The organism is Sporomusa intestinalis, from assembly GCF_055383785.1.
On record NZ_AP042390.1, the window covers coordinates 3,362,440 to 3,389,026 of the forward strand.

Annotated in this window: 21 protein-coding genes; 7 read left to right on the top strand and 14 right to left on the bottom strand. The window is 56.4% G+C overall.

Going from position 1 to position 26,587, the window contains the following annotated elements:
* Positions 1-299 precede the first annotated feature (299 nt).
* From ACZ481_RS15910 to pstB, 4 genes are all read left to right on the top strand, one after another.
* Positions 300-1,091, top strand: a complete 792-nt coding sequence (locus tag ACZ481_RS15910; protein WP_464766331.1) for a phosphate ABC transporter substrate-binding protein — start codon at positions 300-302, stop codon at positions 1,089-1,091.
* Positions 1,092-1,166: 75 nt separating this feature from the next.
* Positions 1,167-2,213, top strand: a complete 1,047-nt coding sequence (pstC, locus tag ACZ481_RS15915; protein ID WP_464766332.1) for a phosphate ABC transporter permease subunit PstC — start codon at positions 1,167-1,169, stop codon at positions 2,211-2,213.
* The gene (gene pstA / locus ACZ481_RS15920) at positions 2,210-3,127 is read left to right on the top strand and encodes a phosphate ABC transporter permease PstA (protein WP_464766333.1); all 918 of its coding nucleotides are present in this window, start codon (positions 2,210-2,212) and stop codon (positions 3,125-3,127) included. Before pstC ends, pstA begins: the two co-directional genes overlap by 4 nt.
* 1 nt (position 3,128) lies before the next feature.
* Positions 3,129-3,902, top strand: a complete 774-nt coding sequence (gene pstB, locus ACZ481_RS15925; protein WP_464766334.1) for a phosphate ABC transporter ATP-binding protein PstB — start codon at positions 3,129-3,131, stop codon at positions 3,900-3,902.
* A 98-nt stretch (positions 3,903-4,000) separates the two neighbouring features.
* Here the strand turns inward: pstB and ACZ481_RS15930 are convergent, their stop codons facing one another.
* The 3 genes from ACZ481_RS15930 to ACZ481_RS15940 form a co-directional block, all read right to left on the bottom strand.
* Positions 4,001-4,537, bottom strand: coding sequence for a PadR family transcriptional regulator (locus ACZ481_RS15930; RefSeq protein WP_464766335.1), 537 nt, complete (start codon positions 4,535-4,537; stop codon positions 4,001-4,003).
* Positions 4,538-4,689: 152 nt separating this feature from the next.
* Positions 4,690-5,517 carry a hypothetical protein gene (locus ACZ481_RS15935; RefSeq protein WP_464766336.1) on the bottom strand — a complete coding sequence of 276 codons (828 nt, stop codon included), beginning with the start codon at positions 5,515-5,517 and terminating at the stop codon, positions 4,690-4,692.
* Positions 5,514-6,614 carry a type II secretion system protein GspD gene (locus tag ACZ481_RS15940; RefSeq protein ID WP_464766337.1) on the bottom strand — a complete coding sequence of 367 codons (1,101 nt, stop codon included), beginning with the start codon at positions 6,612-6,614 and terminating at the stop codon, positions 5,514-5,516. Before ACZ481_RS15940 ends, ACZ481_RS15935 begins: the two co-directional genes overlap by 4 nt.
* Before the next feature lie 639 nt (positions 6,615-7,253).
* On the opposite strand from ACZ481_RS15940, the gene ACZ481_RS15945 reads away from it, so the two are divergent.
* Entirely contained in the window at positions 7,254-8,144 is an 891-nt protein-coding gene (locus ACZ481_RS15945; RefSeq protein WP_464766338.1) for a phosphate ABC transporter substrate-binding protein, read from the top strand.
* Between the two features lie 157 nt (positions 8,145-8,301).
* Here the strand turns inward: ACZ481_RS15945 and ACZ481_RS15950 are convergent, their stop codons facing one another.
* The 10 genes from ACZ481_RS15950 to ACZ481_RS15995 form a co-directional block, all read right to left on the bottom strand.
* A complete protein-coding gene (locus ACZ481_RS15950; RefSeq protein ID WP_464766339.1) occupies positions 8,302-10,413 on the bottom strand; it encodes a TonB-dependent receptor in 2,112 nt (703 codons plus the stop codon).
* A gap of 3 nt (positions 10,414-10,416) precedes the next feature.
* Positions 10,417-17,118: a two-partner secretion domain-containing protein gene (locus tag ACZ481_RS15955; protein ID WP_464766340.1), complete on the bottom strand. Its 6,702-nt coding sequence runs from the start codon at positions 17,116-17,118 to the stop codon at positions 10,417-10,419.
* A 14-nt stretch (positions 17,119-17,132) separates the two neighbouring features.
* Complete coding sequence (locus ACZ481_RS15960; RefSeq protein ID WP_464766341.1) at positions 17,133-18,866, bottom strand: ShlB/FhaC/HecB family hemolysin secretion/activation protein; 1,734 nt, start codon at positions 18,864-18,866, stop codon at positions 17,133-17,135.
* A 32-nt stretch (positions 18,867-18,898) separates the two neighbouring features.
* Positions 18,899-19,240 (bottom strand): hypothetical protein, encoded by a 342-nt coding sequence (locus ACZ481_RS15965; RefSeq protein ID WP_464766342.1) that lies wholly within the window; start codon positions 19,238-19,240, stop codon positions 18,899-18,901.
* Positions 19,237-19,452 (bottom strand): hypothetical protein, encoded by a 216-nt coding sequence (locus ACZ481_RS15970; protein ID WP_464766343.1) that lies wholly within the window; start codon positions 19,450-19,452, stop codon positions 19,237-19,239. Before ACZ481_RS15970 ends, ACZ481_RS15965 begins: the two co-directional genes overlap by 4 nt.
* Positions 19,453-19,482: 30 nt before the next feature.
* Complete coding sequence (locus ACZ481_RS15975) at positions 19,483-19,935, bottom strand: OmpH/Skp family outer membrane protein (RefSeq protein ID WP_464766344.1); 453 nt, start codon at positions 19,933-19,935, stop codon at positions 19,483-19,485.
* A 51-nt stretch (positions 19,936-19,986) separates the two neighbouring features.
* Complete coding sequence (locus tag ACZ481_RS15980) at positions 19,987-20,391, bottom strand: ExbD/TolR family protein (protein ID WP_464766345.1); 405 nt, start codon at positions 20,389-20,391, stop codon at positions 19,987-19,989.
* A 13-nt stretch (positions 20,392-20,404) separates the two neighbouring features.
* Positions 20,405-20,992, bottom strand: a complete 588-nt coding sequence (locus ACZ481_RS15985; protein WP_464766346.1) for a MotA/TolQ/ExbB proton channel family protein — start codon at positions 20,990-20,992, stop codon at positions 20,405-20,407.
* A 48-nt stretch (positions 20,993-21,040) separates the two neighbouring features.
* Positions 21,041-21,742: a TonB family protein gene (locus ACZ481_RS15990; RefSeq protein ID WP_464766347.1), complete on the bottom strand. Its 702-nt coding sequence runs from the start codon at positions 21,740-21,742 to the stop codon at positions 21,041-21,043.
* 83 nt (positions 21,743-21,825) lie between these two features.
* Entirely contained in the window at positions 21,826-22,362 is a 537-nt protein-coding gene (locus tag ACZ481_RS15995; protein ID WP_464766348.1) for a PadR family transcriptional regulator, read from the bottom strand.
* A gap of 493 nt (positions 22,363-22,855) precedes the next feature.
* On the opposite strand from ACZ481_RS15995, the gene ACZ481_RS16000 reads away from it, so the two are divergent.
* Entirely contained in the window at positions 22,856-23,125 is a 270-nt protein-coding gene (locus ACZ481_RS16000; RefSeq protein WP_464766349.1) for a hypothetical protein, read from the top strand.
* Between the two features lie 48 nt (positions 23,126-23,173).
* The gene (locus tag ACZ481_RS16005; RefSeq protein WP_464766350.1) at positions 23,174-23,719 is read left to right on the top strand and encodes a PadR family transcriptional regulator; all 546 of its coding nucleotides are present in this window, start codon (positions 23,174-23,176) and stop codon (positions 23,717-23,719) included.
* Between the two features lie 86 nt (positions 23,720-23,805).
* Here the strand turns inward: ACZ481_RS16005 and ppsA are convergent, their stop codons facing one another.
* Positions 23,806-26,445 (bottom strand): phosphoenolpyruvate synthase, encoded by a 2,640-nt coding sequence (ppsA, locus tag ACZ481_RS16010; protein ID WP_464766351.1) that lies wholly within the window; start codon positions 26,443-26,445, stop codon positions 23,806-23,808.
* Between the last annotated feature and the right edge of the window lie 142 nt (positions 26,446-26,587).

The following is a 26,587-nucleotide window of genomic DNA, read 5'->3' on the forward strand; positions in this document are numbered from 1 at the left end:
TTTTTGGAAAATAATGCTTTACACTATGTTCGAAATCATATAGCAAAATCTATTCAAAATTACTTTAGGTATTTAGTTTAATATTACATAATAGAAATATTTTTATTTATGAAATATTATATTGTAGTTTCATAGTAGAAAACAGCAACTATCCCTGTGCCAAAGATACTAAGCTGCCTGTGGAGCGCATCAGGCGTAGAAAGAGGGAGGGAGGAGCGTGAGCACCAACAATAATAATAACCACGACACTGCGGCTAGGAAAAAAGTCAATCAACAAAATGAAAATGGAGGTATTTACAGTGCGTAAAAAAATATTGGCATGCCTGACAGCAATTCTGCTGATCGGGTCAACCGCTATGGCCGCCCAAGGCAGCCTGAAAATCAGCGGCTCCACTTCCGTTCAGCCCTTATCCGAAGAACTGGCGCAGGCCTTTATGTCCCAGAATCCCGGCGTAAATATCAGCATTACCGGTGGCGGCTCTGGTGTTGGTATCAATGACGCAGCCACCGGCAAAGTAAACATTGGCAGTGCCTCTCGTGATCTAAAATCGACCGAGGCCGCCACAGGACTGGCCTCTACCACCATCGCCCGGGACGCGCTTGCGATCATCGTTCACCCCTCCAACCCGGTAAGCAATCTCACCACCGCTCAGGTAGCCGGGATTTTTAAAGGCGAAATCACCAACTGGTCGCAGGTAGGCGGCAATAACGCCCCGATTCTTGTCAATTCCCGCACCGCTCCTTCCGGAACCTTAGATTACTTTGTTGAACATTTCTTTGGTAAAGGCAATATTGTCGCCACGGCCAAACAGCATGCTTCCAATGGTTTGGTCCGTCAGGCAGTGGCCGCCAACAGAAATGCCATTGGTTTCCTTTCCATGGGCTATCTTAACGCCACCGTCAAAGCCCCCAGACTGGACGGCCAGGAAGTCAATATGGCCGCAGCCCGGTCCGGCAGCTACAAGGTGGTGCGAAATTTCAACTTGATTACCAGCGGTCAGCCCACCGGTTTGGCGAAAACCTTCATTGACTGGATTCTCAGCCCCCAAGGCCAGGCAATTGTAACTAAGGAATACCTGCCACCGCTATAACCGGGGATAAGTTTTAAACTACACAGGTAACGGCCGGCAAAATGCCGGCCGTTACCTGCTAAGAAGGTGAAAAATATGCCCAATATACACCAGCCGTCAAGTAATGCGACGGTTCCGCCAGCAACGGCCGGGCTGAAGGCCGGCCGCGATTGGTGGTTTTGGCGGCGGACAAAAGAAAAATTTGTTGAATATTCGCTGCTGACGGCAACCGTGTTTTGCAGCCTGGTGATCGTCTTCATGCTTTTCTTTATTGTCCAAAAAGCGCTGCCGGTACTGCAATATAACGGCCTGAACTTCATCCTCACCGGCGGCTGGGATCAGCAGTTTTATGACTCCTGGATGGCTGGTGAAATCGGTCCCCAGTGGAAGTTTGGGGCGCTGCCCTTGATCGCCGGCACCGTCTACACTACGGTAGGAGCATTGATTGTGGCGGTCATTCTCGGCTTGGGCTGCGCTATTTTCATTGCCGAGCTGGCCCCTTACCGGCTGCAGTCGCTGCTGGAATCGGTAATCCGGCTGCTGGCAGCCATCCCGTCCGTCATTTTCGGCCTGGTCGGCCTGATCGTCGTGGTTCCCTTTATCCAGCAGACGTTTATCAGCGATGAATTGGCAGCCCGGCACATCAATATCGCCGCCCTTGACGGGTCCAGCCTGCTGGCCGGCATCATCGTGCTGTCATTCATGATCATGCCCATTTTTACCGCGCTGGCGGTTGACGCCCTGCGGGCAGTACCCCGCTCCTACAAGGAAGGCGCCCTGGCTTTGGGCGTTAGCCACTGGCGCACCATTGTCAAGCTGCTTCTGCCGGTGGCCGGCCCGGGCATCACGGCCGGCGCCATCCTTGCTGCCGGCCGGGCAGTAGGTGAAGCCATTGCCCTGTGTATGGTCAGCGGCAGCGTGGCTTTCCTGCCCAACCCGGCGCATGGCCTGGTGTTTTTCCTTGAGCCGCTGCGCAGCATGGCCTCCACCATTGTCGATAACGCCGAAGGGATGAATGTGCCCACCCTGGAGGCGGCGCTGTTCGCCCTCGGCTTTCTGCTCTTACTTGCCAGCCTGGCTTTGAGTCTGATGGCCCGCTTCGTTTCCCGGCGGGTGGAGAAAGGAGTGCTGACAGCAAAATGAAGGCTAGATGTAACGCCGGTCCGCTGCTCTGCGGCGTAGCCAGCCTGATGACCATCCTCGTCTGCGCCAGTATTATTGTTTTCCTGTTCGTTCAAGGCGCAGGCGTGATTAACCCGTCGTTTCTATTTACCGACCCTAAGCCCAGCCTGCAAGAAGAGCTGAGCGGCGGCATTCTCGCACCGCTGATCGGCTCGGTGCTCTTGACCCTGCTCGGCATCGCCATCGCCCTGCCCCTGGCGCTAGGTACTGCCATCTACCTGGCGGAGTACGCCGCCGACAACCGGCTGGTGCGAAGCCTGCGCACAGGCATTGATGTCCTCGCCGGCGTGCCGACCATCGTCTTTGCCATCTTCGGCATCGCCATTTTTACCTATCCCCAGCTGGCATTCCTCAGCACCAAAGTGGAGGCAGTGGCGGTGGCGCGGGCGTTCGGGCGCTCCTTCCTGGTCGCCGGCATCGTCATGGCGATCATGATTCTGCCGTATATCATCAAAACGATGGAGGAGGCGATTAAAGCCGTGCCGGCGAACTACCGCCATGCGGCCTACTCCCTGGGCGCCACCCAGTGGAGCACCATCCGCCGGGTCATTCTGCCGTCGGCCCGCAACGGGCTGGTTACCGGCACGATCCTCGGCATCGGCCGCATCATCGGCGACACGGCCATTGTCTGGCTGTGCCTGGGCGGCAGCATGCGTATGACCGGCGCCAAAGAGTGGTGGCTGCCTGCCAACTGGTGGACGACATTGCAAAACACCGGCAGCACACTCACCTCCTACATCTATTATTCCTCACCGGCCGGAGAGGGCAATTCCCCCAACAAAGCGTTCGGCGCAGCGGTGATACTGATTATCCTCATTCTGACTATCAATTTCTGCGTGGACTATTTTTCGCGCCGCGGGGAGGTAAAAGAATAACATGGAACAAAAAAAACCGAACATAACTGTCCGCGACTGCCGCGCCTGGTACGGCCCGCAGCAAGTGCTGGCGGAGGTTAACCTGGACGTTTATCCGCGGGAGATCCTGGCCATCATCGGTCCCTCCGGCTGCGGCAAAAGCACCTTCCTGCGCTGCCTGAACCGTCTGAACGACCTGCATCGCACTTTTTACCTCCAAGGCCGGGTGTTAATCGACGACAGGGATATTTACCACCGCGACATCAACCTGGCCGCCTTGCGCCAGAACGTGGGCATGGTATTTCAGCATCCCAATCCATTTCCCATGTCCATCTTTGATAATGTGGCTTTCGGTGTGCGGGAAAGCAGCGAGGTCAAGAACATCAGCAAGACTATGCTGGCGGAAATCGTGGAACAGGCCCTCCGGCGGGCCAACCTTTGGGATGAGGTCAAAGACAAGCTGCCCACCTCCGGCCTGTCGCTGTCCGGCGGCCAACAGCAGCGCCTCTGCATTGCCCGTGTGCTGGCAGTAAAACCGGCAGTGCTACTCCTCGATGAACCCTGCGCTTCGCTCGATCCGGCCTCCACCGCCCATATCGAGGAGCTGCTCCATGACCTCCGGCGTCACTATACCATTGTCATCGTCACCCACAACCTTGGCCAGGCCCGCCGTATTTCCGACCGCATCGCCTTTTTCCTGAACGGCCGCCTCATCGAGCACGGCGTGACCGCCGACCTGCTGGTCAAGCCTTGCCGCCAGGAAACTGAGAATTACTTGAACGGCAATTTCGGCTGAATTGGTTCCAGAGAGTGGCGTAAATAGTATAAATAGATAAAAAAGCTTACTGATTGATTTAATGTATCAACCAGTAAGCTAATTTTTTACTTGCAAAATTATAACTTATCAAGCAGGCTGTTGACGAAGGCAATTTCACTTTGTATATATAATAGCGGGTGTTTGAACAGTGCCTGCAGGTTGAACGGCAGCGCCGGCCCCCCTTGCTCTTCAAACAGCGAATTTACACGTTCGGCTGCCTCTTTTAAAAAAGCTTTTCTTTGTTCCAGCGCCGCCACGACTTCTGCGGCCGCCACCAGGGGGCTGGCCGCAAACGCTAAATCGAACCGGTAATCCCTTTCCCTTGCCGACGACAGCGCTGCCCGGATCTCCTGCGCGAACACGTTTTTGCCGGCAGCGGTAATGGAGAATTTTCTGGGCAGCGGGCCTCGGCCATGCTTGGCGGTATTCAGATATGAGCTGACCAGCCGTTTTTTCCCTAACCTGGCCAACCCCACATAGACGGACCCCGTCCCGATACCGGCCCATTCCCGGTAGCCTCGCGCCTTTAGCCACCGGTCAATTTCGTACCCGGAAACCGCCTCTCGTTCATACAGAATGTGCAAGATGATGAATTCAACATTCGTGAGCCTCATTATACTCCACCGCCACTCACCGTAGTAATATTTTTACGAGCGAGGTAAAGTCCGGTAAGGCAAGCTGCTTTACCGGACCTTTTTCCTGTTTCTGCCCGAAAAGGTTACGCTGCAGCAACCTACGACAAATGTACCACACGCTATCATTTTCTTCAGCGATATTCATTATTTTGATAGATGATGGCCGTCTTTTTCAAACGCAGAATATCCTGCAGCAATTCACCGGGGTTGCTTAGCCACGGTATACCATTATGAGTCCATACCCAGGGCGCGGCCGTATGCTTGTAATAATAGCCGTCAAAATAACCCCAGCGGTCGAATACGCGACCGGGTCCGATATCATCGCGGCGCTGCCACAATTCGGCAAGCTTCACTAAACGGTAATAATTTTGCTCTTTAGGCAAACTGCCACCCTCGGGGTAAAACACCCGGGCACCCGGTTGAGGCGAGGTACCGGTGGGTTCCATGGCATGAGAACCTGATTTAACGGCTATCATCAAGCGTTGTTGCGAGGAAAGGCTGTTGCCGGCTTGCCAGCGTTGCCATTTGCCATTGCTGTAGGACAAGAGCATATCGACATTCTCAGCCCCTAATCCGGGCTTGCGCAGCGCCAGCAGCACACCGGTCATGTCGTTTTCATGTTCCTCGCTTCCCCCATAACGCGGATAATACAAATAATAGCCCACAAAATAGTGGGTTGTGCTTTCTACCAGAGAATAATACACCGCCGGGTCAACAACGTTGATAAAAGGTATATTTATTGCATTATTATTGGTACGCCAATCCCGGTCAAAATTTACCCGGGTAAAGACATTAACCCGCTCTACCGGAGTGGTTGAATAATTTTGCTGCTCGATAACCGGAGCCCACCGTAAAACAACCTCCAGCGGCGCTGCGGCCGCCGCTTGCGCAGCCGGTACTAAAGTAAGCAGCAGAACGGCCAGCATGGCCCCTATACAGCTTGTCAGCAGCTTGCTCATGGCTCAACCCGCCGCGGCGTGATTAAAATTACAAGCTCGGTTTCCTTCTTTTGTTTATTGGTAGACCGGAATAAGGAGCCTACGAGTGGCAAATCGCCCAATAAAGGAGTTTTGAACGCATCCTGCGTGTCCTGCCGCTGAATTAACCCGCCGATCACAATGGTCTCGCCGTCTTTTACGCGCAGTGTCGTCTCGGCCTGCCGCGTGCGGATGTTGGGATTGCCGCTTTTGGTCTGATCCGTTTTGTTGCTTACCTCCGGTTTGATATAGGCTGTAATGGTGCCGTCGTCATTCACCGTCGGCATTACCTCCAGCTTTATCCCTACGTCAATATACGTGACAGAGGTAATTTCACTGCCGTTTGCTACCTGCCGGCTCTCTACCGCCAGCTTATCGCCGATGAGGATCTGCGCCCTTTGCCCATCCAGGGCGGCGATCCGCGGGCTGGCCAGGAGGCGGCCTTTTTTTTCTTCGATCAGGTGATTGATCGTAGCCGCAAAGTTAACCCCATAGGCCCCGAAACCAACCCGGAATTTGGAACCGGTCAGGGGGGCGTCTACCAGGGTGTCGGAGGGGGGAACGCTGGGCAAAGCCGTAGTTGCGCCCCAGTCAATACCCAGATTTTTATAGTCTTCCCGTGATATTTCAACCGCCTCGACTTCAAACATGATTTGCCGTGGCGGCAGATCAACCTGCGCGATGATCGCCCTTACCGTGTCATACACCGCCTCGTCGCCGAGGGCGACCAGCTTGCTATTGATGAAATCCACCCTGAGCCGGTCAGCCGGGATCAGGGAGCTGATCAGGTCTTTAACATGAGTCGGCTTGACATATTTCAGTTGAATAACCAACGGCTGCGAGAAAGACCAATCGCTGCCGGCATTCGGCCAAACCGTATCTTGCGGCCAGTTCGGGTCCAGGCCGGCAACAGCAGGACCTTGCCCGTCCTGCGGCGCCGCGGCGTTCGGCTGGGATGGCGAATAAGCGTCAATAACGGTACTTCCGCCGGCAGCGGCCCAGGTCACTAAGGACATATTCAGCAGCAGCAGGATTGCCAACATAGTGACAGCTACCATTTTTCCACAGCTGATACGCATCCGCCATTCCTCCCTTCAGCCAACGATAAAAAATCCCGCGCAATTTATAACTGATGTTACATCATGCGCCTATCTTCTATATTTCTTCCATTATTGGAAATTCCTTCAATGAAAATATTAAGTCTCGTTTAACATTTCGCGTTCTTTTCTTAACAAACTGCCTGCTAAAGGCTGTTCGACAAGCCACCTCGCGTCGCAGATAATCACATTTACATAATATCAATTATTTTCTAATAATTATAATAAATTATTAACAATTCCTTAACCTATTCATGGTCTATTCATAGTACAATGGGAAAAAAAGGAGCTTGTACCAATATATAGCAAGGTATTCGCAGCAAAGCCAACCAACGGCTTTCGCCCCCGGGCTCTCAGCCCCGCTCCCCCGGATTACCGCCCCCGGCGCCAAGCGGGAATTAAGCCCCCCAGGCTTTTATTCCAATATACGGCAATATGCTTGGAGCGACCGCTTCAACCTCAGCCTCGATATCAAGCCGGCTATTATGCTCCCTGCGGACCTATCAGGCATAAAAGCGAAAGGAGGGATCAGCAGCATGCCGCCAGCGTACTATCCATAAGCAGGCCGACCGAACCCGAAAACCCCGAACCAAAAAACAAAAAATGAGGAGGCTACTACAAATGAGTAAAAAAGCCCTGTGGAAAAAACTTTTGGTTGGCACCCTGGCCACCGTGATGCTGGGAGTGACAGGCCTGCAGCCGGCCATGGCCGCCGACGCCCTGAAATTGAGCGGTTCCACTTCCGTCGAGCCGCTGGCCAATGATCTGAAGGCTGATTTTAATAACAGGTATCCCAACACGCTGACCATCACCATTACAGGCGGCGGCTCCGGTCAAGGCATCACCGACGTGCTCAACGGCACATCAGACATCGGCAATATTTCCCGTGACCTGAAACCGGCAGAAGCTCTTCAGGGGCTGGTGGCTACCACCATTGCCCGCGACGCGGTGGCAGTCGTCATTAACCCCTTAAACCCGGTGCAAAATCTCACCAGCGCGCAGGTTGCCGCTATTTTTAAAGGCGAAATCACCAATTGGCGGGATGTAGGCGGCCCTAACGCCACAATTGTTGTCAATTCCCGCACCGCTCCTTCCGGGACCCTTGATTTCTTCAAGGAATATTTCCTCAATAACGGCGCTGTCGCCGCGGCCAATGAGTGGGAGTCCAACGAGGCTCTCCGCGCGGCGGTCGCCGGCGCCAGCCATCGCTACGCTATCGGCTTCCTGTCCATGGGCTATCTCACCAGCGCCGTCAAAGCGCCCAACCTGGACGGCCAGGTAGTCAACCTGGCTGCCGCCCGGTCCGGCCAATACAAGGTCATCCGGAATTTCAACATGGTCACCGTAGGCCAACCTGTCGGCGCTGAGGCCACCTTCCTCACCTATGTTCTCAGCCCCGACGGCCAGGCAATTGTGACCCAGGAATATCTGGCCCCGCTCGCCGGCGGCTCGTCCTCTGCTGGGGCCAAAGGCCAGGTACGTCAGCAGCGTCAGCAGCGTCAGCTCCGCTAAGCGGAATCTAAGCCCTTAGGCTGCCCAGGGTACACGGTAACGGCCGGCGTTTGCCGGCCGTTGCTGTTCCCAGCAGGCGGCGGGAGAAACAGGCGTTCCTATCAACTTCGGCGGCGCCGGGAGTACTCCCGGCGCCGCCGCCAAGCATACAGCCCTGCTAAAACCTGATATCGGTGCCGAATTCGACGTACCGGCCGGGAGCGATCAGATAGGCGCCGGAATAGTACTGCTTATCAAGCAGGTTGTTGAATTTGATATAGTATTCGCGGTTTTTCAGCGCCTTGGTCAGCAGAAGGTCGACGGTGGCATAGGCCGGCAGGGAAACGGACCGGAATTCCGGCGGCACGCCGGGATCGGGGTCATTGGGATTATTGCCGGTGCCGTTGGAAAAATCGCTGAACCGGCTGCCCACATAGTTGAGGGCCAGATAGGCCTTCAGCCCCTGGCTGCCGGTGTAGTTCATGCCCACGGAATATTTATACTTCGGCTGATCGTTGACCTGCCGGCCCGCTTTGGGATTCTCGGCCGAAGTATAGGTGATTTGCGCAAAGGCCTTGAACTGGTCGCTGAGCTTTTGGCTGAGGCCGGCCTCGAAGCCGGTCATCGTTACCTCGGGCAGATTTTCAAACATCGTTTGGCCGATGACCGCCCGGCTCTGAATCTTGTCGGTCACCTTCTTGTTGAAATAGGTGAAGTCCAGCCGCAGTCCGTCCGGGGTGGTGTAGGCCACGCCCAGGTCGCGGTTGAGGGTCTGTTCCGGCTTGACCAGCGGCAGCGTGGTCCCGACCGTCGCGCCGCTGGCGATCTCCGCCGGCTGGGGATAGCGGAAGCTCTTGCCGATCGAGGCGTGCAGGTCGGTGCGGTCGTTGACGGCGTAGCTGAAGCCGGCCACCGGATTTTTAAAGGTCCGGGACGTGGCGACGGTGACCGGCTGGTAGCCGGCAAAGTCGATCGCGTGCTGGTTGGGGTCCATGCGCAGATCATCCTCGACGGTGTTATGCCGGTAGCCCAGGCTGGCGGTCAGCTTGCCCAGCTTCAGCGTATCCTGGAGAAAGTAGCTGCGGCTGTCGTACCGGTACCGCGCCGGGACAAAACATTCGTATTCCAAACGATCATATACCTCATCATACCCTTGCCAGGCGGTATCCTGGTCAAACCGCCGCCGTTCCTGGTTGTAGCCCCAGAGGACGGTGTTGACCGGGCTGGTTTTGATGGTATGTTCCAGTTGGTAGCCGCGCACGCCGGCCGCCGACTCCTGGCCGCCTGTAACCGTTAGCAGACCCGGGACGTGGGTTGCGGTCATGGATTTATTTTCCGCCGCTTTATACAGGGTCAGTTTGAGGTCGCTGCTGTCGCCGAGCCGCTGGTTGTAGGCCAGGCCGCCGCGCCACTCGGTAGCCGGGTCGAGCCGCAGCATGCCTGTGCGGTACCAGAACCCCTTGGTGTTGGACGGATTGCCGACCGTGCCGCCGGTGCCGGGGTTGGTGATCATCACGCCGTTTTCATCATAGCGGTCGGGCAGCTCTTCGTATTTTTTCGCGTAGCTGCCGGACAGGCTGAGCGAGGCGCTGTCGCTGAGCCGGAGGCCGAGCTTGCCGTCGTAGAACCGGGCATTTTTCTCGGTATTCCAGGTATAGCCGTCGGTGGTCTCATGCTTGTAATTGAAAAAATAATCGACTTGCCCGGTGCCGCCGCTCACCGCGGCGTTCTGGCGCTGCGTATTCCAGCTGCCGACCGCAACGGAAGCCGTCGCGGCCTGTTTACCGCCTTGTTTGGTGGTGATGTAGATGACGCCGCCGGCGGCGTCGGAGCCGTACTGGACCGGGGCCGCGCCCTTAAACACCTCGATTTTTTCAATACTGTCGGCCGGGATATTGCTCAGGTCGACGACGCCGTCCCCCACCGGGCTTAAGGGCACGCCGTCAACAAAGACCTTGGTATTGTTGGCGTCGCTGCCGCGAATGCTGACCGCGGCCTTGCCCTGCATGTTGTTGCCGCTGACCGTGATGCCGGCCGCCTTCTCCAGGACCTGGGCCGCGGTTTCCGCCCCCTGGGCCTTGATCTCGGCGGCGGTGATCTCGGTCTTCTGGATGGCCTGGCGCTCCCGCAGCCGGGTGTCGGTGACATCCACCTCCTCCGTGATCACGGTCTCATCGGGCTGCTCCGCCGCCAGGGCCGGCGGCATGTGCCACCAGCTTGAGAACAGCAGGCAGCCCAAAACAAGGGCCAGTCTTTGTTGGCGCGTCATTTTCGTTCGCTTGGTGCTCATTGCTTACTCCTCCTCCTGGTCCGTATCGTCCGTATCAGCCGGCAGGGCCACGCCGCCGTCCACAATAGTAGCTTGCAGGATGTCGTCCCGGACGTCCGGAGTGGCGCTGTCCGCCGCCCGGCCCGGCCGGGCGGCACTATCGGCCTGGGCCGTGGCGGCGGCCCATTGCCGCCGGTCCTGGGCCGCGAAGTAGGCGGGCGTCAGCCAGGGCCGTTCAACGATCCCGGCCGCGGTGCGGGGATCGGCCGCCGTGTAGACAAAACCGCTGCCGGCCGGCAGGGAGTCGCCGGCCTGGTAGCCCCACCGCACGAAGCCGGCCAGGCCGCCGCGCGTGTCGTAGACCAACTGGTCGTTCTGGTGAAGAAGCTGCATGGCGGTTTGATAGGTATAGTCCGTGTAGCGGGTACCGAAGAACAACTCGTTGAGGTTGTTGTATGTCGCCCAATAGTTAGGCATGGAGGGGTCTGCCCCTTCCAGCCAGGAGGCCAGCACCATATCCGGTGCGTAGACAAGGTAGCGGCCGCCGGCCTGGATGGCGTCGGGGCCGCCCCAGTTGACAAATAGTCCGCCCGCGGTGAGGGTGATGTCGCCGCCGGCTATAAACCGCGGCCCGCTGCCGATACCGATCACCATGTTGCCGTTATCGGTGAGGGTGATGTCGCCGGCGGCGGCAAACTTCGCGGTCGCCCCGCCCGCGCTGATCAGTTGCTGAGTATAACCAGCAGCAACGACTTGATTACCGCCAGCTGAAAAAACAGTCACCGGTCTTTGGCTGTTATCGATGGTGATGTCGCCGGCGGCATACGCCGTCTTATGGGTGGTGATACTGCCGCCGTTTATAAAGTTATTTCCGGCATAACCGGTTCGACCAGTAACACCGCTTAGGGCCCAATCGAAGTTTTTGGCCTCAAAATTGCCAGCGACGTCAAGGTCATACATATAAATTTTGCCATGGATGCTGCCGGGGCTATGCCAGTCGTCGGGAAGATGGTAGACCGGTCCCAGGGTAAACATCAGCTCGGGGTACTTGTCGGCGATGGCTGCTGCCACCGCCCCGCTTTTGAATCGACTGTCAAATACGCCTCTGAAGTCAAGCAGGTTTGCCTTAATCATATCGGATGTTCCTTCCAAAGCTACGATCAGGGTATCTTTTTTCAAGTCGTAGAATTGGGGGTAGCCGGCTTCGCTGACCATATAGATGGAATTAGCCTTGTAAGGCTGGCCCGCTACAGTGAGCAGCGCGGTATACGACAGTTTACCAAATTGTTTTGAATTGTATGTCATTCCCCCCTGCGTCATCAAGAACAGGCCGTCGGCGCCGATGGTCTCGGTCGTGTAGGGGAGAATATTGTGGGAGACCCAGTCATAATAGTATTTATTCACCGTTACCCCGGGGCCGCCGTCCTGCACCCGCCCGTAGAGCATGTAGGTAGGTGACCAGTAGAGGCCGGGAAACAGGCCGTCTTGCCAGGTGTACCAGTTGGCGAAGTCCGACCAGCCCGACCAGTAGTCCGCGCTGCCCTGGAGCATCTGGCTGTAAGTCAGCGCCGTGCCGGCGTTCGTGCCGGTTCCCACCCCTTGCTTTTTAAGGTAGCGGGGGTCGGTGCGGGCAAAGGCGGTGTCAGGGTTCCAGACGGCGTTGGCGACCGTGCCGTCATTGCGGCCGATCAGGCCGCCGACGCTGCTGTCGGCCGTGCCGGTTACCGCCCCCAGGGTGTAGGAGGTGTCGAGGCTGCCGCCGGCGTTATCGCCGATCAGGCCGCCGACCTTGCTGCCCGCGCCGCCGCTGCTGACTGCGGCGAGGCTCAGGGTATCGGCGATGGTGCCGCTGTTATAGCCGGCGATGCCGCCGACGCTGCTGTTTGCGCCGTCGCTGCGGACTTTGGCCACCAGGCCGCTGTCGGCCGGTCCGAAGAAGGCGCTCAGGATGCTGCCGCTGTTATAACCGGCGATGCCGCCGGCGTAGCTGCTTGCGCCCCTGGCGGTAACAACGGCCGCCGCATAGGCCTGGGAGATGGTGCCGGCATTGTTGCCGGCCACGCCGCCGACGCGGCTGCCTGCCCCGGTGGCCGTCACCGCGCCGGTGTTATAGGCCGTGCCGGTTGCGGGGTCCCAGGTGTCGACGCCGATGATGCCGGTGGCGGTATTTTGGCCGGCCACGCCGCCGGCATAGCTGCCGTCGCCTTTGGTCGTCACCGCGCCGGTATTGTACACCGTGCCGTCATAGCTGCCGATGGTGCCGCTGTTCACGCCGGCCACGCCGCCGGCGGAGCTGCCGTCGCCTGCGGCCGTCACCGCGCCGGTATTGGAAGCCATGGCGATGCTGCCGGCATTTTCGCCGGCCAAGCCGCCGGCCTGGCTGTCCTTGCCTACGACCGTCACTGCGCCGGTATTGGAAGCCATGGCAATATCGCCGGCGTTGGCGCCGGCCAGACCACCGGCCTGGCTGTTCGCGCCCTTGGCGGTTACCGTGGCCGTGCTGCCGGCATCGGCAATGCTGCCGCTGTTATAGCCGGCCAGACCGCCCACATAGCTGCCCGCGCCGGTTGCCGTGACAATGCCGCTCACCGCGCTGTTCGCAATGCTGCCGCCGTCAACGTAGCCCGCCAAGCCGCCGACGTATTGGTTGGCCGCCCCCCCGGCGATGTTGACGTTCATCAGGGTCAGGTTGCTGAGCGCCGCGCCTTGGGTATAGCCGAACAGGCCGAGGGCGCCGGCACCGTTATTGGCGAGAGTCAGGTTGTTGAGCGTGTAGTGATTGCCGTCGAGCGCACCGGTAAAAGCGCCGGCCGCCGTGCCGATGGGGTTCCAGGCCAGGCCGGCCAGGTCAAGGTCGCCGCCCAGCCGGTACCGGCCGCTGAGATGGTTCTGCAGCGCCTGCAGCTGGGTGGCCGTATAGAGGGTGATCCGGCCGTCCGGCGTTACCGTCCAGGCCAGCACCGGGTTGTTGGCACCGAAGCTGACCCAGTTGCCGTTACCCAGGTCATAGGTGGGAGCGGTAACCGTACCGCTGTTCGCGCCGGTTACCGGCGTGCTGCCGCCTGCGCCGTTGACGCTGCCGGCTTCATCGACATAACTTTCCTCGACCGTACCGCTGTTGTTGCCGACGAGGCCGCCAAGACTGCCGGCGCCGCTGACTTTGGCAGCACTGAACGAGGTAGCAATGCTGCCGCTGTTATTGCCGACAACGCCGCCGACCTTGCCGTCTCCGCTGACCGTGCCGCCGGTGAAGACATTGTAGATGCTGCCGGCGTTGTCGCCGGCCAGAATGCCGACGGCAGCGTTGCCGGCGCCGCCTGTGACCGTAGCGTTAGCCAGCGCAACATCGTGGATTTTCGCGCTGCTGAGCGCAGTGCCGAAGAGGCCGAGGGCGTCGGTGGCGTAATCATGGATATTCAGGTAATTAATGGTATTCCCCTGGCCGTTGAAGCGGCCGCTGAAGTTGTTGATGGGGGCAAAGCCGACGCCCGGCGCCATGTGGTAGCCGCGCAGGTCAAGGTCAGTGTCCAGCGTGTAGTGGGCCGCAGGATTAAGGGCCATGAGCTGGAGCTGGTGAGCATTCCGGATGTTGGTGCTGTATTCCGAACGCAGGAAAGGCGTGGTGTAGCCTTCGAGCATAAACCAGGTGTTGTCAAAGTCCCAGCCGGCAAAATTGCTCTTGTGGGCCACCATCTGGGCGGTGGTCAGGCCGGTGAGACCTGTGTTTTTGCCGGTATTGGCGCCAATGCCCCGGCTTTGACCGGACCGGCCGGTATCCCAGAAGCTTTTCGTAATGGCGCCGCTGTTGCTGCCGATAAAACCACCCACATGGGTCTGCTCGCCGCTGTAGCTCACCTTGCCGGTGCTGTAGGAGTTGGAGATGGTTTCCCCATTATAGCGGGCTAAAATCACGGGGGCCCATTCGGCTCCGTGGTCCCAAGTGTTCAGGGAATCGGTACTCGCCCCTACCAGACCGCCGGCGTGCACGGTGGACTTGGGGTCAGTGCTGGTAACCGTCACCGCGCCGGTGCTATAGGCCTGGTCGATGCTGCCGCCCTGGTTCAACCCCACCAGGCCGCCGGCGTAGATCGTCGAGTGCTGGACGCCGTCCTTACCGGTATTGACGACCGTAACCGGCCCGCTGCTGTAGCTGTCGCGGACAAAATTGGTGTCGGTGCTAGTCTCCAACAGCTTGCCTTCGTACCCCGGTTTATCGGGGGTATTCAGCTCGCTGTTGTATACCAGTTGGCCGATCAGGCCGCCGGCCGCCACACCGTCGGGGGCGTCTCCCGGCGATAGGTTCACGTCCTCAAACTTGCCGCCGGCGGGCGAACCGCCGTTGTTGAAGCCCCGGGCGGTCACCGCCGCCTCGCTGACGGAATGGAGGACGCTGTCCTGGCTGCCCCGCCGGCCCTCGTACACCATCCCGGCCAGGCCGCCCACGGCGTTGGCGTTGATGCCGGTCACCTTGCCGCTCACATAGACATTGTCGATGAGGGCCGATTCCGCCAGGCCCGCCAGGCCGCCCACATTAAACGAGTCCGCTTTGCGGCCGCGGCTGGCCTGCGACCGCGGTCTGCTGGTCGCGGCCAGGTTGGTGCCGGTGATATCCACATTGGTCAGGCTCAGGTTGCGGACCACGCCGCCCTCGCCGAGCATCCCGAACAGCCCGACCGACCGCGCGCCGCCATCGGCAGTCCGGCTGTAATTGATATACAGGTTGTCGATGGTATGGCCGCCGCCGTCCAAGCTCCCCGTGAACGCCTGGGGGTTGCTGCCACTGGTGTAGCCCGGGCCGATCGGTGTAAAGCCCCGGCCACCCATGCCGTCGCTCCAGGTGCGGGTGACGCTGGCGTCGATGTCCCGGCCCAGGGCGTACATGCCGGCCAGCTGCTGGCTGAGGTTCTGCAAATCGGTCGCGTTGTTTACCAGCATATAGGAGCTGAGTTTGCTGGCAGGGGAGGCGCCGTCGCCCTGCTTGACATAGGCGCCGTAAGGGCCGGTTACCGTGCCGCCGCTCCAGGTGGTCTTGTCGCTGCCTTTATAGCCGCCGGCCGGGTTATAGTAGATGGCTACCGCGCCGTCGGTGAACACATGGCCGGTGGCCGCGCCGTCGGTGAAGCGGACGGTGCCGGTGCCGACGCCGGTGTTATCGGCCCGCAGCTTCACGTCCGCCCCGCCGCTGCTCGCAATGTCGGCGTAGACGTTGACGTTGCGGTGGGCGGACAGGGTCAGCGTCGTCGGGCTGGACCAATCAATCCGGGCACCGACGTTGATATCGCCGTTGCCGCTGCCCGTGGCAGCGGTCTGCACCGTGATGTCACTGCTGTTCAGAGCATTACCCAGTGCGATATAGTTCCAGTAGTTGGCGCCGGTTGTACCCGTGCCGATGGTGAAATCCTCCGGGTCTAAGAGCCAATTGCCGGTTTTGCCTTTCGGCGCCAGCGTATTGACCCGGGCTGCATCGCCAAGCGCCAGCGTTTTGTGCCCTGATGTCTCGACCAAGCCGCCGTTGCCGCTATTGGCCCCGCCTCTGGCACTGATCTGGCCGTTGAACTTGGTGGTATCATCGGCCCAGACAATCACTTTACCGCCGTTGCCGGAATCAAGGGCATCGGCGGTAATACTGACATTGTTCTCCACCGTGGTGTTCTTAGCATTCTGTTCCGGGCCCTTGCCCTGGTAATCGCCGCCGATTAAGGCTGTGCCGCCGCCCTGAGCGCCGGACACATCAATGCTTGTCCCGTTGGCAAGCTCTACATTTTCGCCCAGCACCTTGACCGTGCCGCCTTTTCGCCCGGCTTCTTTGCCTGAGGCATCAAGCGTGCCGCTGTTTACCACTGTACCGTGGGCGCCCCCATCAAGACGAATGACGCCGTTTTTATTTTCAATGCTTCTCGCCTGGATAATCCCGCTGTTGTTGACTACCGTACCCACCAGGTCCTTGGCCGCCCGAGCGGTCATGATTACCCGGCCGCCGTCGGCAGCAATCAGCTGATGATTAACTGCGCTGGCATTGACTGCCGCCGCGTCCACTGCCAGGTTTAATAGACCGTCACCGTGCATATCAAGGGTTACCGCCTTACCGGCTCCTAACGCCACCGTACCCTGCCGCGCTACCAGGATGCCTTCATTTCTCACCTGTGGGCCCATCAGCGCAATATAGCCGCCATTCTTAGCGGTGATCGTACCTTGATTGACGACCGCGCCGCTATTGTCATTGCCGGTAAATTTATAGTTGCCGGCTAAAAAATCACTGTCGGCGATGTTGAGACTCGAGGTCACCAAACTGCCTACATTGACCTGTGATCCCTTGCTGAACAGCGTGCCGCCCTCGTTAATTAAAAACAGACCGCCGCTGGCGTTAACATTCCCATAGATGGCCGATGGGTCGCCGCCGGTCACTTTCCATAGGGCCACATCCTGCAAACCCTGGTTCAGATTCAAGGTTTCATTCGGGTTGATGACAAAGGTATCTGAGTTCACAATCAGTTTACGCGAACCCTGGTTGACGTCCATCGTATCATTCGTCTGGGTAATGGTCGCTGTGCCATTTACGATGACCGTGTTCGTCGGCAGGGCAAACGCCGGGCCGGCCGTGCTGAGCAGGATGCCTGCCGCCACGAGCGGTGGCAGCACACATTTGGCCGCTGCTTTTATGACGCTGCTGCCAATGCTGTAGCTTGTCTTTTTCTGTTCCCAGCTGCGCCGCCATTTTCTCTGCATGTCCATTCCCTCCTTTAAAAATATTGGGTGCCTGTGAGCCACCAGCGACCGCTCTTATCCGGTGCTGCCGTGTCTGTTTCGGCACTGATTTTTTTGGCATAATCGAGCCGTACGGTATAGTCTTTATGAATGTTGGCAATGAGTCCAAGCCCGGCGCCACTGAGGATGAGGCTGTTGTCGCCCGAGCCATTCCAGGGCTTCTTATGCACTGTGACCCGGCCGTGATCGATAAACGCTGCCAGCTGCAGTGATGGGACCGACCGCGTCGGCAAACTCCAGCGCAGTTCGCCGGTTACAAGGTAGCCCTGATCTCCGGACGCTTCCCCTTCCGCATAGGCTCTGACCGCGTTCGCGCCGCCCAGATACAGTTTCTGGGACGAATCCAAATTTTTGCTGGCAGTTTGTCCGCTCACGCGGAACAAAAAGCTCAGCCGCTCACTCATAAGCTGCTGGCGGCTGAATCCCAGGTTGATCTTGGTGTACCTCCCGGCGGTTTTGGCTGTACTTTGGTCAATATCTTCGGCTGGCTCGCCAAAAATACTCCGGCCGCCTTTAAAAGATAAATCGCCGGTGGCAATGGTCAGATCATACATATTGAAGCCGCTTTCGTCCCGGCTGGCCCCATTTAAGCCTATAGACCAGACATTATCCCGTTTGTCGCTCATTTTGATGCCAAAGCCGTTATCAGTCAGCCGGCGTACATCATAGCCGATTTGGGCGAAGAGATTCGTGTCACGCGAGCGGATGACGGGATAGCTGGCAAAGATGCCGGCCCCCTTGGACTTGCCGTCGAATTCCAGGGCTTTAAATTCTTTGCCCAGCTTATAGTTCATGGTGGAGTAGCTCACTCCCAGCCTGGCGCCGTCTTTGCCAACCGGCAACAGATACTGGAGGGCGGCATTGTTCAGCCCGCCGCCCGAATAGGTATCATCAAGGCTCAGTACATCTCCCTGGCCGCCAAGGTTGTTGAAGTCCACCGACACCCGGCCGCGCCCCTGGCCGGTATAATAGTTGCCATGGTTGTTTAGGGAAAAGGTGCCTGTGATTTCACCGCTGTCGGTGATGTCGACAATGAGGGTGGTGGTGCCGGTGCTTTTGCCCGGCGCCAGCGTGGCTTTAATGCTGACCCCGCTGGTGTCGCTCATTAAAAGGAGCGCCCGCTCCAGCACGTCTTTTTTGACATAATCACCGGGTTGGATGACGCTCAGCCAGTTCTCGACGATTTTGCTGTCCAGCCGCGACTGATTGCGAATGTCAATGCCTTCGTACTTGCCCGGCACGACGATGATCTCGAGGATGCCTTCGGCTACGTCCTGGGCCGGCAGGTAGGCGTTGGCCACAATGTATCCAGACTTACGGAAATGCTCGGCGATTTTCTGGGCGATGGCCTGCAGTTCGTCCAGTGTCAGATCCCTGCCCACCGAATTCCGGACCAGTTCCTGCAGCTCTTCCTGGCTATAAATATCCTGGCCGGTGATACGGAAGGCCTTGACATGAATCCGCAGGCCCTCCTCTTCCGGCCCGGCTGGCGGCTCTTCCCGCTCGACTTCAATTTCAACCCGGCTTGTTTCCGGCCCGCTCACCGGCGGCTGCTCCACACTGTACCGGATACCACCTGCATCCCCCCCGGGCGGCCGGCTTACCTCCGCCGGCGGCGCCGCCAAGACCGGCGACACCGAGCAGGCCGTGGCCAATGCCAACACCAAACCGAGACATTTCTTGCTGTAAGGCAACTTGTTCTGTGCCATACTCTCCATCCTCTCTTCCAGGTATTTTGGGGTCAGGCATCTGTGGCCGCCGGGGCGGCCTGCTCCCCCGCGCCCGCTTCCCGGCTGACGGCCCGGAGCAGCGGTGCTCCTGCGCCGGGCGGCATGGGTTCAGCCGCTTCCTCCGGGCCCTGCTTGATGACGCCGGCTGCCAGCAACTGCTTGACAATGTTGTCCTGCACGGCCAGCGACTGGATAAATCCTGCCAGCGGCATAATGATGCGCCGATTGATGTTGACCACCGGCTGGCCGTTATCATTTTTAAGCTGCGGCTGCAATGTTATGAGGTCGATCCGGACTAGATGGCCGGTAACATGGATGGCGCTGATGGCGTCCGCGAATAGTTCCTGGTTCATGATGTTCCTCCTAATTTGATTTTCCGGCAGCGAACCGCAAAACGGATATGCTGCTCCAGATCCTCGGCTAATTCTTGCTGGCTGGCAGGCGTGACCCGCTGCCAATACATGGTGCCGGCTGCTTCTTCAATGATTTGCTGGATTTGACAGGGCTGATAGCCCAGCTGTTCAAGCTGTCGAATGAGTGTTTGAATTTTTTCCGGAAGGGTCATCTTTTCATCACCCTCTTCCTCTGCGGCGGCTTAGCGCAGCTTTTTCAGCACGTCTTCGGTAATATCCAGGCCGCCATAGACAACGCTGCTTTTTTGCACCACGACCGTCAGTCCTTTGGCCTTGGCCACTTCCCTGACGGCAGCGTCAATCTTGTCCGCGATGCCTTTCAATAGTTCCTGCTGCTTTTGTCCCACCCGCTGCTGGAGCGCCATTCTCAGGTCCTGCTTTTCCTGGTCGCCCAGACCGGCCGCTTTGGCGTCGAATTCCTTTTGGGCTGCTTCGGCTTCGCTTTTGATGGTTTCATTGGCCTTTGCTGTGTCCGGGTGCTGATTGACTAAGCGGCCGATGTCGACGACGCCGACCGCCGGGGCGGCCGCGGCCTGCACCGTATTTGGCGCAGCTGCAGCCAGCCCGGCAGCCCCCAGTAACACCAGCCCAGCCAGCAGCAATCCGGTTATTTTTTGCTTAACAAAATTGATCATGCCCATTTCCTTCCTGCCCTTGGGGCCATTTTGTTTTCATTGCTTATCTGTTTAGGACGGGCTTACGGCGACCGCTACACTAATGACGCCGCTTTTACGCGTAGCGTCTAAGACTTCCACCACCCGGCCATGCTCCACGCCTTTATCGGCGTTGATCACCACCGACGGCTTTTTGCCATTGCCTTGCAGCGCCGTAAGCCGCGGCGGGATTTCCGCCGCCGAACCAATCGCTTCTTGCTCATAGTACAGTTTGCCGTCCTGCGTCAAGGTCAGCGTCACCACCTGCTTGATTTCATCCTGGCTGCTGGCCGCATGGGGCAGGTTGACCGGCAGGCCGTGCTGCTGGATCATGGAAAGGCTGGCCAGCATAAAAAATACTAGCAGAAAAAACATGGTGTCGATCATCGGGATAATCTCGATCCGGGCCTTCTTCAGCGGTTGACGCGCGATTCTCATGCCCATCCCCTCCTTACTGTTTCACCAGCAGCATTTCCAGCTGGGTGGAATATTGTTCCATGATTTCGCTTTCCCGCTCCACGCGGGCTAGAAAGTAGTTATATGGGACCAGGGTGATTACCGCGACGCCAATGCCGGTGGCGGTGGCAATGAGGGCTTCCGCCACCCCGCCGGTTACGGCGTGCGGCGACCCGCCGCCGCTTACAGTGGCCATGATCTGGAAAGAATCCACCATCCCGATAATGGTGCCTAGCAGGCCCAGGAGCGGCGAGAGCGTGATGATGGTGTCTAAGGCCTGCAAGCCCTGCCGGAGGGTCGCATACTGGGTAATTCCGGCCGCTTCCATCGCTTTGGCCGGATCAGCCGGATTGGCGATACCCGCCGATAGGACTTTCAGCACCGGCAAATGCGATGTTTCCGCCAGTTCCTGGCTGTCACGCAGTTTGCCTTTATGCACCAGTTCCAATACCTCCTCTACGGCGTCCGGCACCTGCAACCGCCGAAAATAGAAGAACCGTTCAATGATAATCGTCAGCGAGATCAGAGAACATAAGGCCAACGGCAGCATCATCCAGCCGCCTTTTACTAACATCTCTAGCATGCAAACTCATTCCTTTCGTTTCCGTTAATAACAGCTGCATAAGAAATCCTATACGGCATCTTTCAGGTCGAAATTGACCCGGACATTGCGGACGCTGCTGACCGGGCTGCCGCTGGCATTGCGGTCCGGCGAATACTGCCAGTTCGATACGGCCGCCACGGCCGCCGTACTAGCGTCCGCGCGGGCACTTTCCAGTACGGACAATACGGTGACCGTCCCGTCGGTGTTGATGCGGATCTGCAGCACGACGCTTCCTTCCCAGCCCTCTTTTCTCGCCGCCGGCGGGTACGATGGCTTGGGCGCATAGACGGCTGTGGCCGCTACGGCTCCGCTGCCGCCGCTGCCGCCGTTGCTTGCTTTAACGCGTGGAATTCCGGTCACTCGCGGTATCCCGGTGCCTTTCCCGGAGCGCAGGCCCACGGAACTCGGCAGCGCCGCTTCTCCCGGCAAAGCCTCGGCCTGGGGCGCCGGCTCGGCTTCCAGTGCCGGCTCAGGACTCAGCGGCTGGTTTGGTGTCTCCATTCTGGTTTCTTCCGGCTGTGGCGGCGTCTGGGCTATTTCCTCTGGCCGGGGCGTAACGAGCGGCTCCGGCGGGGGCGGAACAGGCAGAATTTCCACCTCAGCCAACTGCTGGGGCCGCTCGGTCGGCACGGCCGGCGGCAGGGCGAGGATCGCGGCAAGCAGCAGGACATGCAGAAATACGGATAGCAGCGTGGATTTGCCATAGGTGCTGTTTACCAGCAAAGTCAATGTTGTTCACCCCCTTTCTTCGCAAAGCTGTTTATTCTGCCGGCGCTTCGCCCAAGGCGAGGCACCGGCGGGAAAACTCCCTGTCATAACTCCTGGATCAGGCTGTCGATAAAGGCAATTTCACTTTGGATATATAACAGTGGGTGCTTGAACAGCGCCTGCATATTGAACGGCAGCGCCGGCCCGCCCTGCTCTGCGAACAACCGGTTTACGCGTTCGGCTGCCTCCCTTAAAAAGATTTTTCTTTGTTCCAGCGCCGCCACGACTTCTCCGGCAGCCACCAAGGGGATGGCCGCAAACGCTAAATCGAACCGGTAATCCCTTTCCCTTGTCGACGACAGCGCTGCCAGGATCTCCTGCTTCAACAAGTTTTTACCGGCATCGGTGATGGAGAATTTTCTGGGCAGCGGACCTCTGCCATACTTGGCGGTATTCAGATACGAGCTGACCAGCCGCTTTTTTCCTAATTTGGCCAACCCCACATAGATGGATGTCGTCCCGATATCGGCCCATTCCCGGTAACCCCGTTCTTTTAGCCACTGGTTAATTTCATACCCGGAAACCTCCTCTCGTTCATACATAATTTGCAAAATGATGAATTCAACATTTGTGAGTTTCATTGCATTCTCCTACAATTCATCATAGTAATATTTTAATTGCTTTAATATTACTTATGCGTAGTATTAAAGCAATAAGTAAGCACAATCTTCACATCGAGTCCTTAGGCCAATACCGCCTTCGCATAAAATACATTGCATCCGCGAAACACCCGAAAGAAGGAAAAAAACCTGGATACCGGTCTCCGCCAAGTTAGAACCTCTTATTTTATGCAGAGGCAGCCATTGGGAAATGTAGGATGGATTATATAAAACATTACACCATAACAAATATTACTGATGTGTAATATTTAATTAAAACTATCTTCCTTTATCTACCAAAGGCCTCTTCCGTGCTCAGTGTAAAACATTACCTGCCAATAATCAAGATCTGTAAAAAAAGCTTAACCCACAATTAACATGTTCTTAACAAAACAGAAGTCAGCCCATAAATTACCAAATTAATGAAATAATTGTGAAGGCAGTATACGTGTACTAAGATGACGGCTTATAAATTATGGAAGCTGTCCATAACAAGCTTAGGCAGGCGGCTATTACAGCAGGAGATTTTGGCGGCGCTGGCGGCGGACAGCGTAGGGATGGCCGGTTTGATTTGGTTCTGATTGACGCGCTGTCAGCCACTTGCCGGCGGGCACTCTTGCTGCCCGACACGTATCGTGCACCGTATGGCCTGACGCACCGTTATGAAAAAAAGAGTTGGGGCTGGATCGTGGCGTTTTCGAAAAAGGGTATTGGGTTAACGCTTTTTTACTTGATTAAAATATAACTCGGGTGTAATATTATATATTATAATTATAGATTGGAAAGGATGCCCATGGAACTGTCGAATAGCGAATTTATTCTATTGCAGATTATTTACGACCGGGAAATAATTTCCGGCTATGAAATCAACCAGTTGATCAAGGATCGCGGCTACCGGGAATGGGCCGATATCGGGACGACTTCGATTTATGTCGGTCTGAATAAGTTATATAAAAGGAAGCTGCTGAATTCCTATATCGACATTGAAAAGCAAGGCCGAGGCCCTGTGCCGAGAAAATTTGAAATAACCGAAGAAGGCAAAGCTATTTTGCAGCAGGAGACGCTGGAGGCTCTGTCTTCAACACGAGAACGGGATTTCAAATTCGATCTGGCCCTTGCCGCCATTCCTCATGTGCCGAAAGCAGCAGTTCTAGACGCCCTGCAGCAAAGAAAGCGTTTTTTGACAGAAGTTGCTGATGGTCTTAACCAAAAACTGGAAGCATTTAAGAAAAAACAAGTGCCGGTTAATATGCAGGCATTATACTGGCATCCCCTGATATTGATCAAGAACGAAATGGAATTTATGGATAATTTAATCCAGGAGCTGTCAGAAAAATAGGATTGACGGCAATATACCAAAACTCATTATAGGCTTTCGGGTTTTGTTCAGCATCGCCGTCGGGGCGGGAGCGTTGAGTGGTTATTTTATACTGAAGACCCTCCGTTCAGAATTTCGACATACCCTTCCGTTCCGTTCACCCGGATATGCTGCCCGTCTTTAATCAGGTGGGTAGCATTCTCCACGCTTACTACTGCCGGTAGCCCGTATTCCCTTGCAACAACGGCGCCATGGGTCATCATGCCGCCTACCTCTGTCACCAAACCTTTAATCGCTACAAACACCGGTGTCCAACTGGGGTCAGTGAAGGTAGTGACCAAAATATCGCCTGCTTCGATATTGGCATCCTCCATATTCAATATGACCCGCGCCCGCCCCTCAATGATGCCGGAGGAAACCGCCACGCCGGCCAAGGCACCTTGGGGAATGTTGCCGGTATCGTATTCACTGGCGATAATCTCACCCTCAGAGGTAATGACCCGGGGAGGTGTCAGCTTCTTAAAAACCTCATAGTCCTCTTTTCTCTTTGCTATGATGCTGCAATCCACCCGGTTTGTGCCGACTGTTTCCTTCAATTCCGTGAAAGATAGATAATATATGTCCTCTCGCTCTCTTATCACTCCCTTTTGCACAAGTTTATCGGCTTCCTTCAGCAATGCTTGCTTGATAATCCAGAGATACCGGACAAGCAGATACTTGCTATATTCCCTGTACCCAGCGTAATTGCGCAAAACACGGATCATCTTCTTTGTCTTTCGAACTTTGCTCCTTCCGCCGGGCAGTTGCTCCAAACGGCTTAGAATATCCTCTTCCTTCCTCGCTGCTTCCTCCAGCCCCTGTGCAAATTTCCTGCTGTGGGCGCCAGGCTCGAAAGTCTTGATATTGCTAAGAATCATTGGAATGAGTATAGTGGGCTTCTCATTCCACCGCGGCCGGGTTATATCAATTTCCGCGGAACAACGCATACCGTATTTTTTTAGGTAGGCCCGCAGGGAAGCACTGGCGGCTTTCCCGCCTTCCAGTTTAGCCAAATCCGCAAAAAACGTAACGTCGCTGGCCTGCGCAAAATACTCAATCACTGCCGGATACTTTCTGATATCATCCGCTACGTCCAAAAGTTCCAACCCCATTTCAGAAGTCACATTATCGGGCACCGATTGCGCAAGGGGATCAGCTGCATTTTTTTCCCCCAGCCATTTCTGGATGTTTTTATTGATCCAGGAACTGGCATAGGCGCCTGTGAAAACCACTCCGTAGCCGGCAAAAATTGCGTCCTTTATGTCCTCATAACTCTTAAAAATAAAATCGAATAATTCGTCGCCAGATACGTTGGCAATCCTTTGCTCCAGGTCGTGCATCACCAGTTCATTATCAGTCATCAGATTTTTCACAATAACGTGGTCATTCTTAAAATAGGTTTTTAGTGTGTCGATCCCCCATTGCAGCCACACTGCAACCCCCAACTTCAATCCCTTTTCCCGGGATAATCCTTTGATAAACTCCTTCCGTTTTAGAATATTGTAAACAGCCTTCTGCATCAGAACATCCACCACGTCGATGCTCTTAACCAAATTCTTGCCGATTATCGGTAAGCTGAGTTCACGGGACATATCTATATATAACCTGCCTCCGATTTCAATCATCGCCGACCCGGAAATCAATTTAAAAAAGTCCTGAAAAAAACTGTAACCTAATGGCTTCATGGCTTCGGTCATCATTTGCCGATGACCGAAGGAAAAATACACGTGGTTTTTCCCATCTTTCGCCTCCGGTACAGGATACAGGGTCGTAATGGGGCGGCTTTGGACAATGTAGAGATTATCTTCATTGAGGCACCATTCAATGTCTTGTGGATGGCCGAAATAGGCCTCAACCTTTCTGCCCATCCCCTCAAGCTGCAAAATCTGCTCATCTGTCAGCGTCTGCATATTTTGTTTTTCAGGCTCGATCTCCCGCAGTTCCGTGCCGCCTGCTTTTACGGCATAAATAGCGATTTTCTTGGTGGATATCTTCTTATCGATAATCTTTCCGTCCCGCACCTTATAGATATCGGCATTCACCAGACCGGACACCAGCGCCTCGCCCAGGCCGAAACTAGCGTCGATAGACAGTACTTTCCGGTTGGAGGTGACAGGATCGGCCGTAAATAGTATCCCCGCTGCCTGCGGAAAAATCATCTGCTGGATAATGACAGACAAATAAACCTGGCGGTGGTCAAAGCCATTTTGGATGCGGTAGGTTACGGCGCGGTCAGTGAACAGCGACGCCCAACACTTGCTGCTATGCGCAAGAATGGCAGCTTTGCCGATGATGTTCAAATAGGTATCCTGCTGCCCGGCAAAAGAGGCTGTTGGCAAATCTTCCGCCGTGGCACTGGAACGCACGGCATAGGCGTGTTCTTCACCAAGCTTTGCCAGATAGCACGTGATCTCTGCCTCTATATCCCCAGCAATGGGTATCCCTTCGATGAGACGGCGAATCTTGCCGCTGATCTCACTGATTCTTTCCTGTTCCTCCACCTTAAGCGGTGATAGCTGATCAAGCAACGCGTCAAACCCGGGTGCTCGCCTGATTGTTCTGGTATAGGCTTCGGTGGTAAGGCAAAAACCCTCCGGTACCTGTACCCCTTCAATTCTGGATAGTTCTCCCAGGTTGGCGCCTTTGCCGCCGACTACCATAAGCTTTGTCTTATCAATCTCCTGAAAACCGAGCACATATAGATTCACAAATATCCCCCTTAGCTTGCTGTCCAATTCTAAAACATCTGCGGCAGGGCCAGGACAATGGTGCGGCCGATTTTCTCCCGCTTCTCGCCAGTAATACTATTCTCCGGTTGCTGATCCCGGATACCTAAAAAATGTGAGCCAG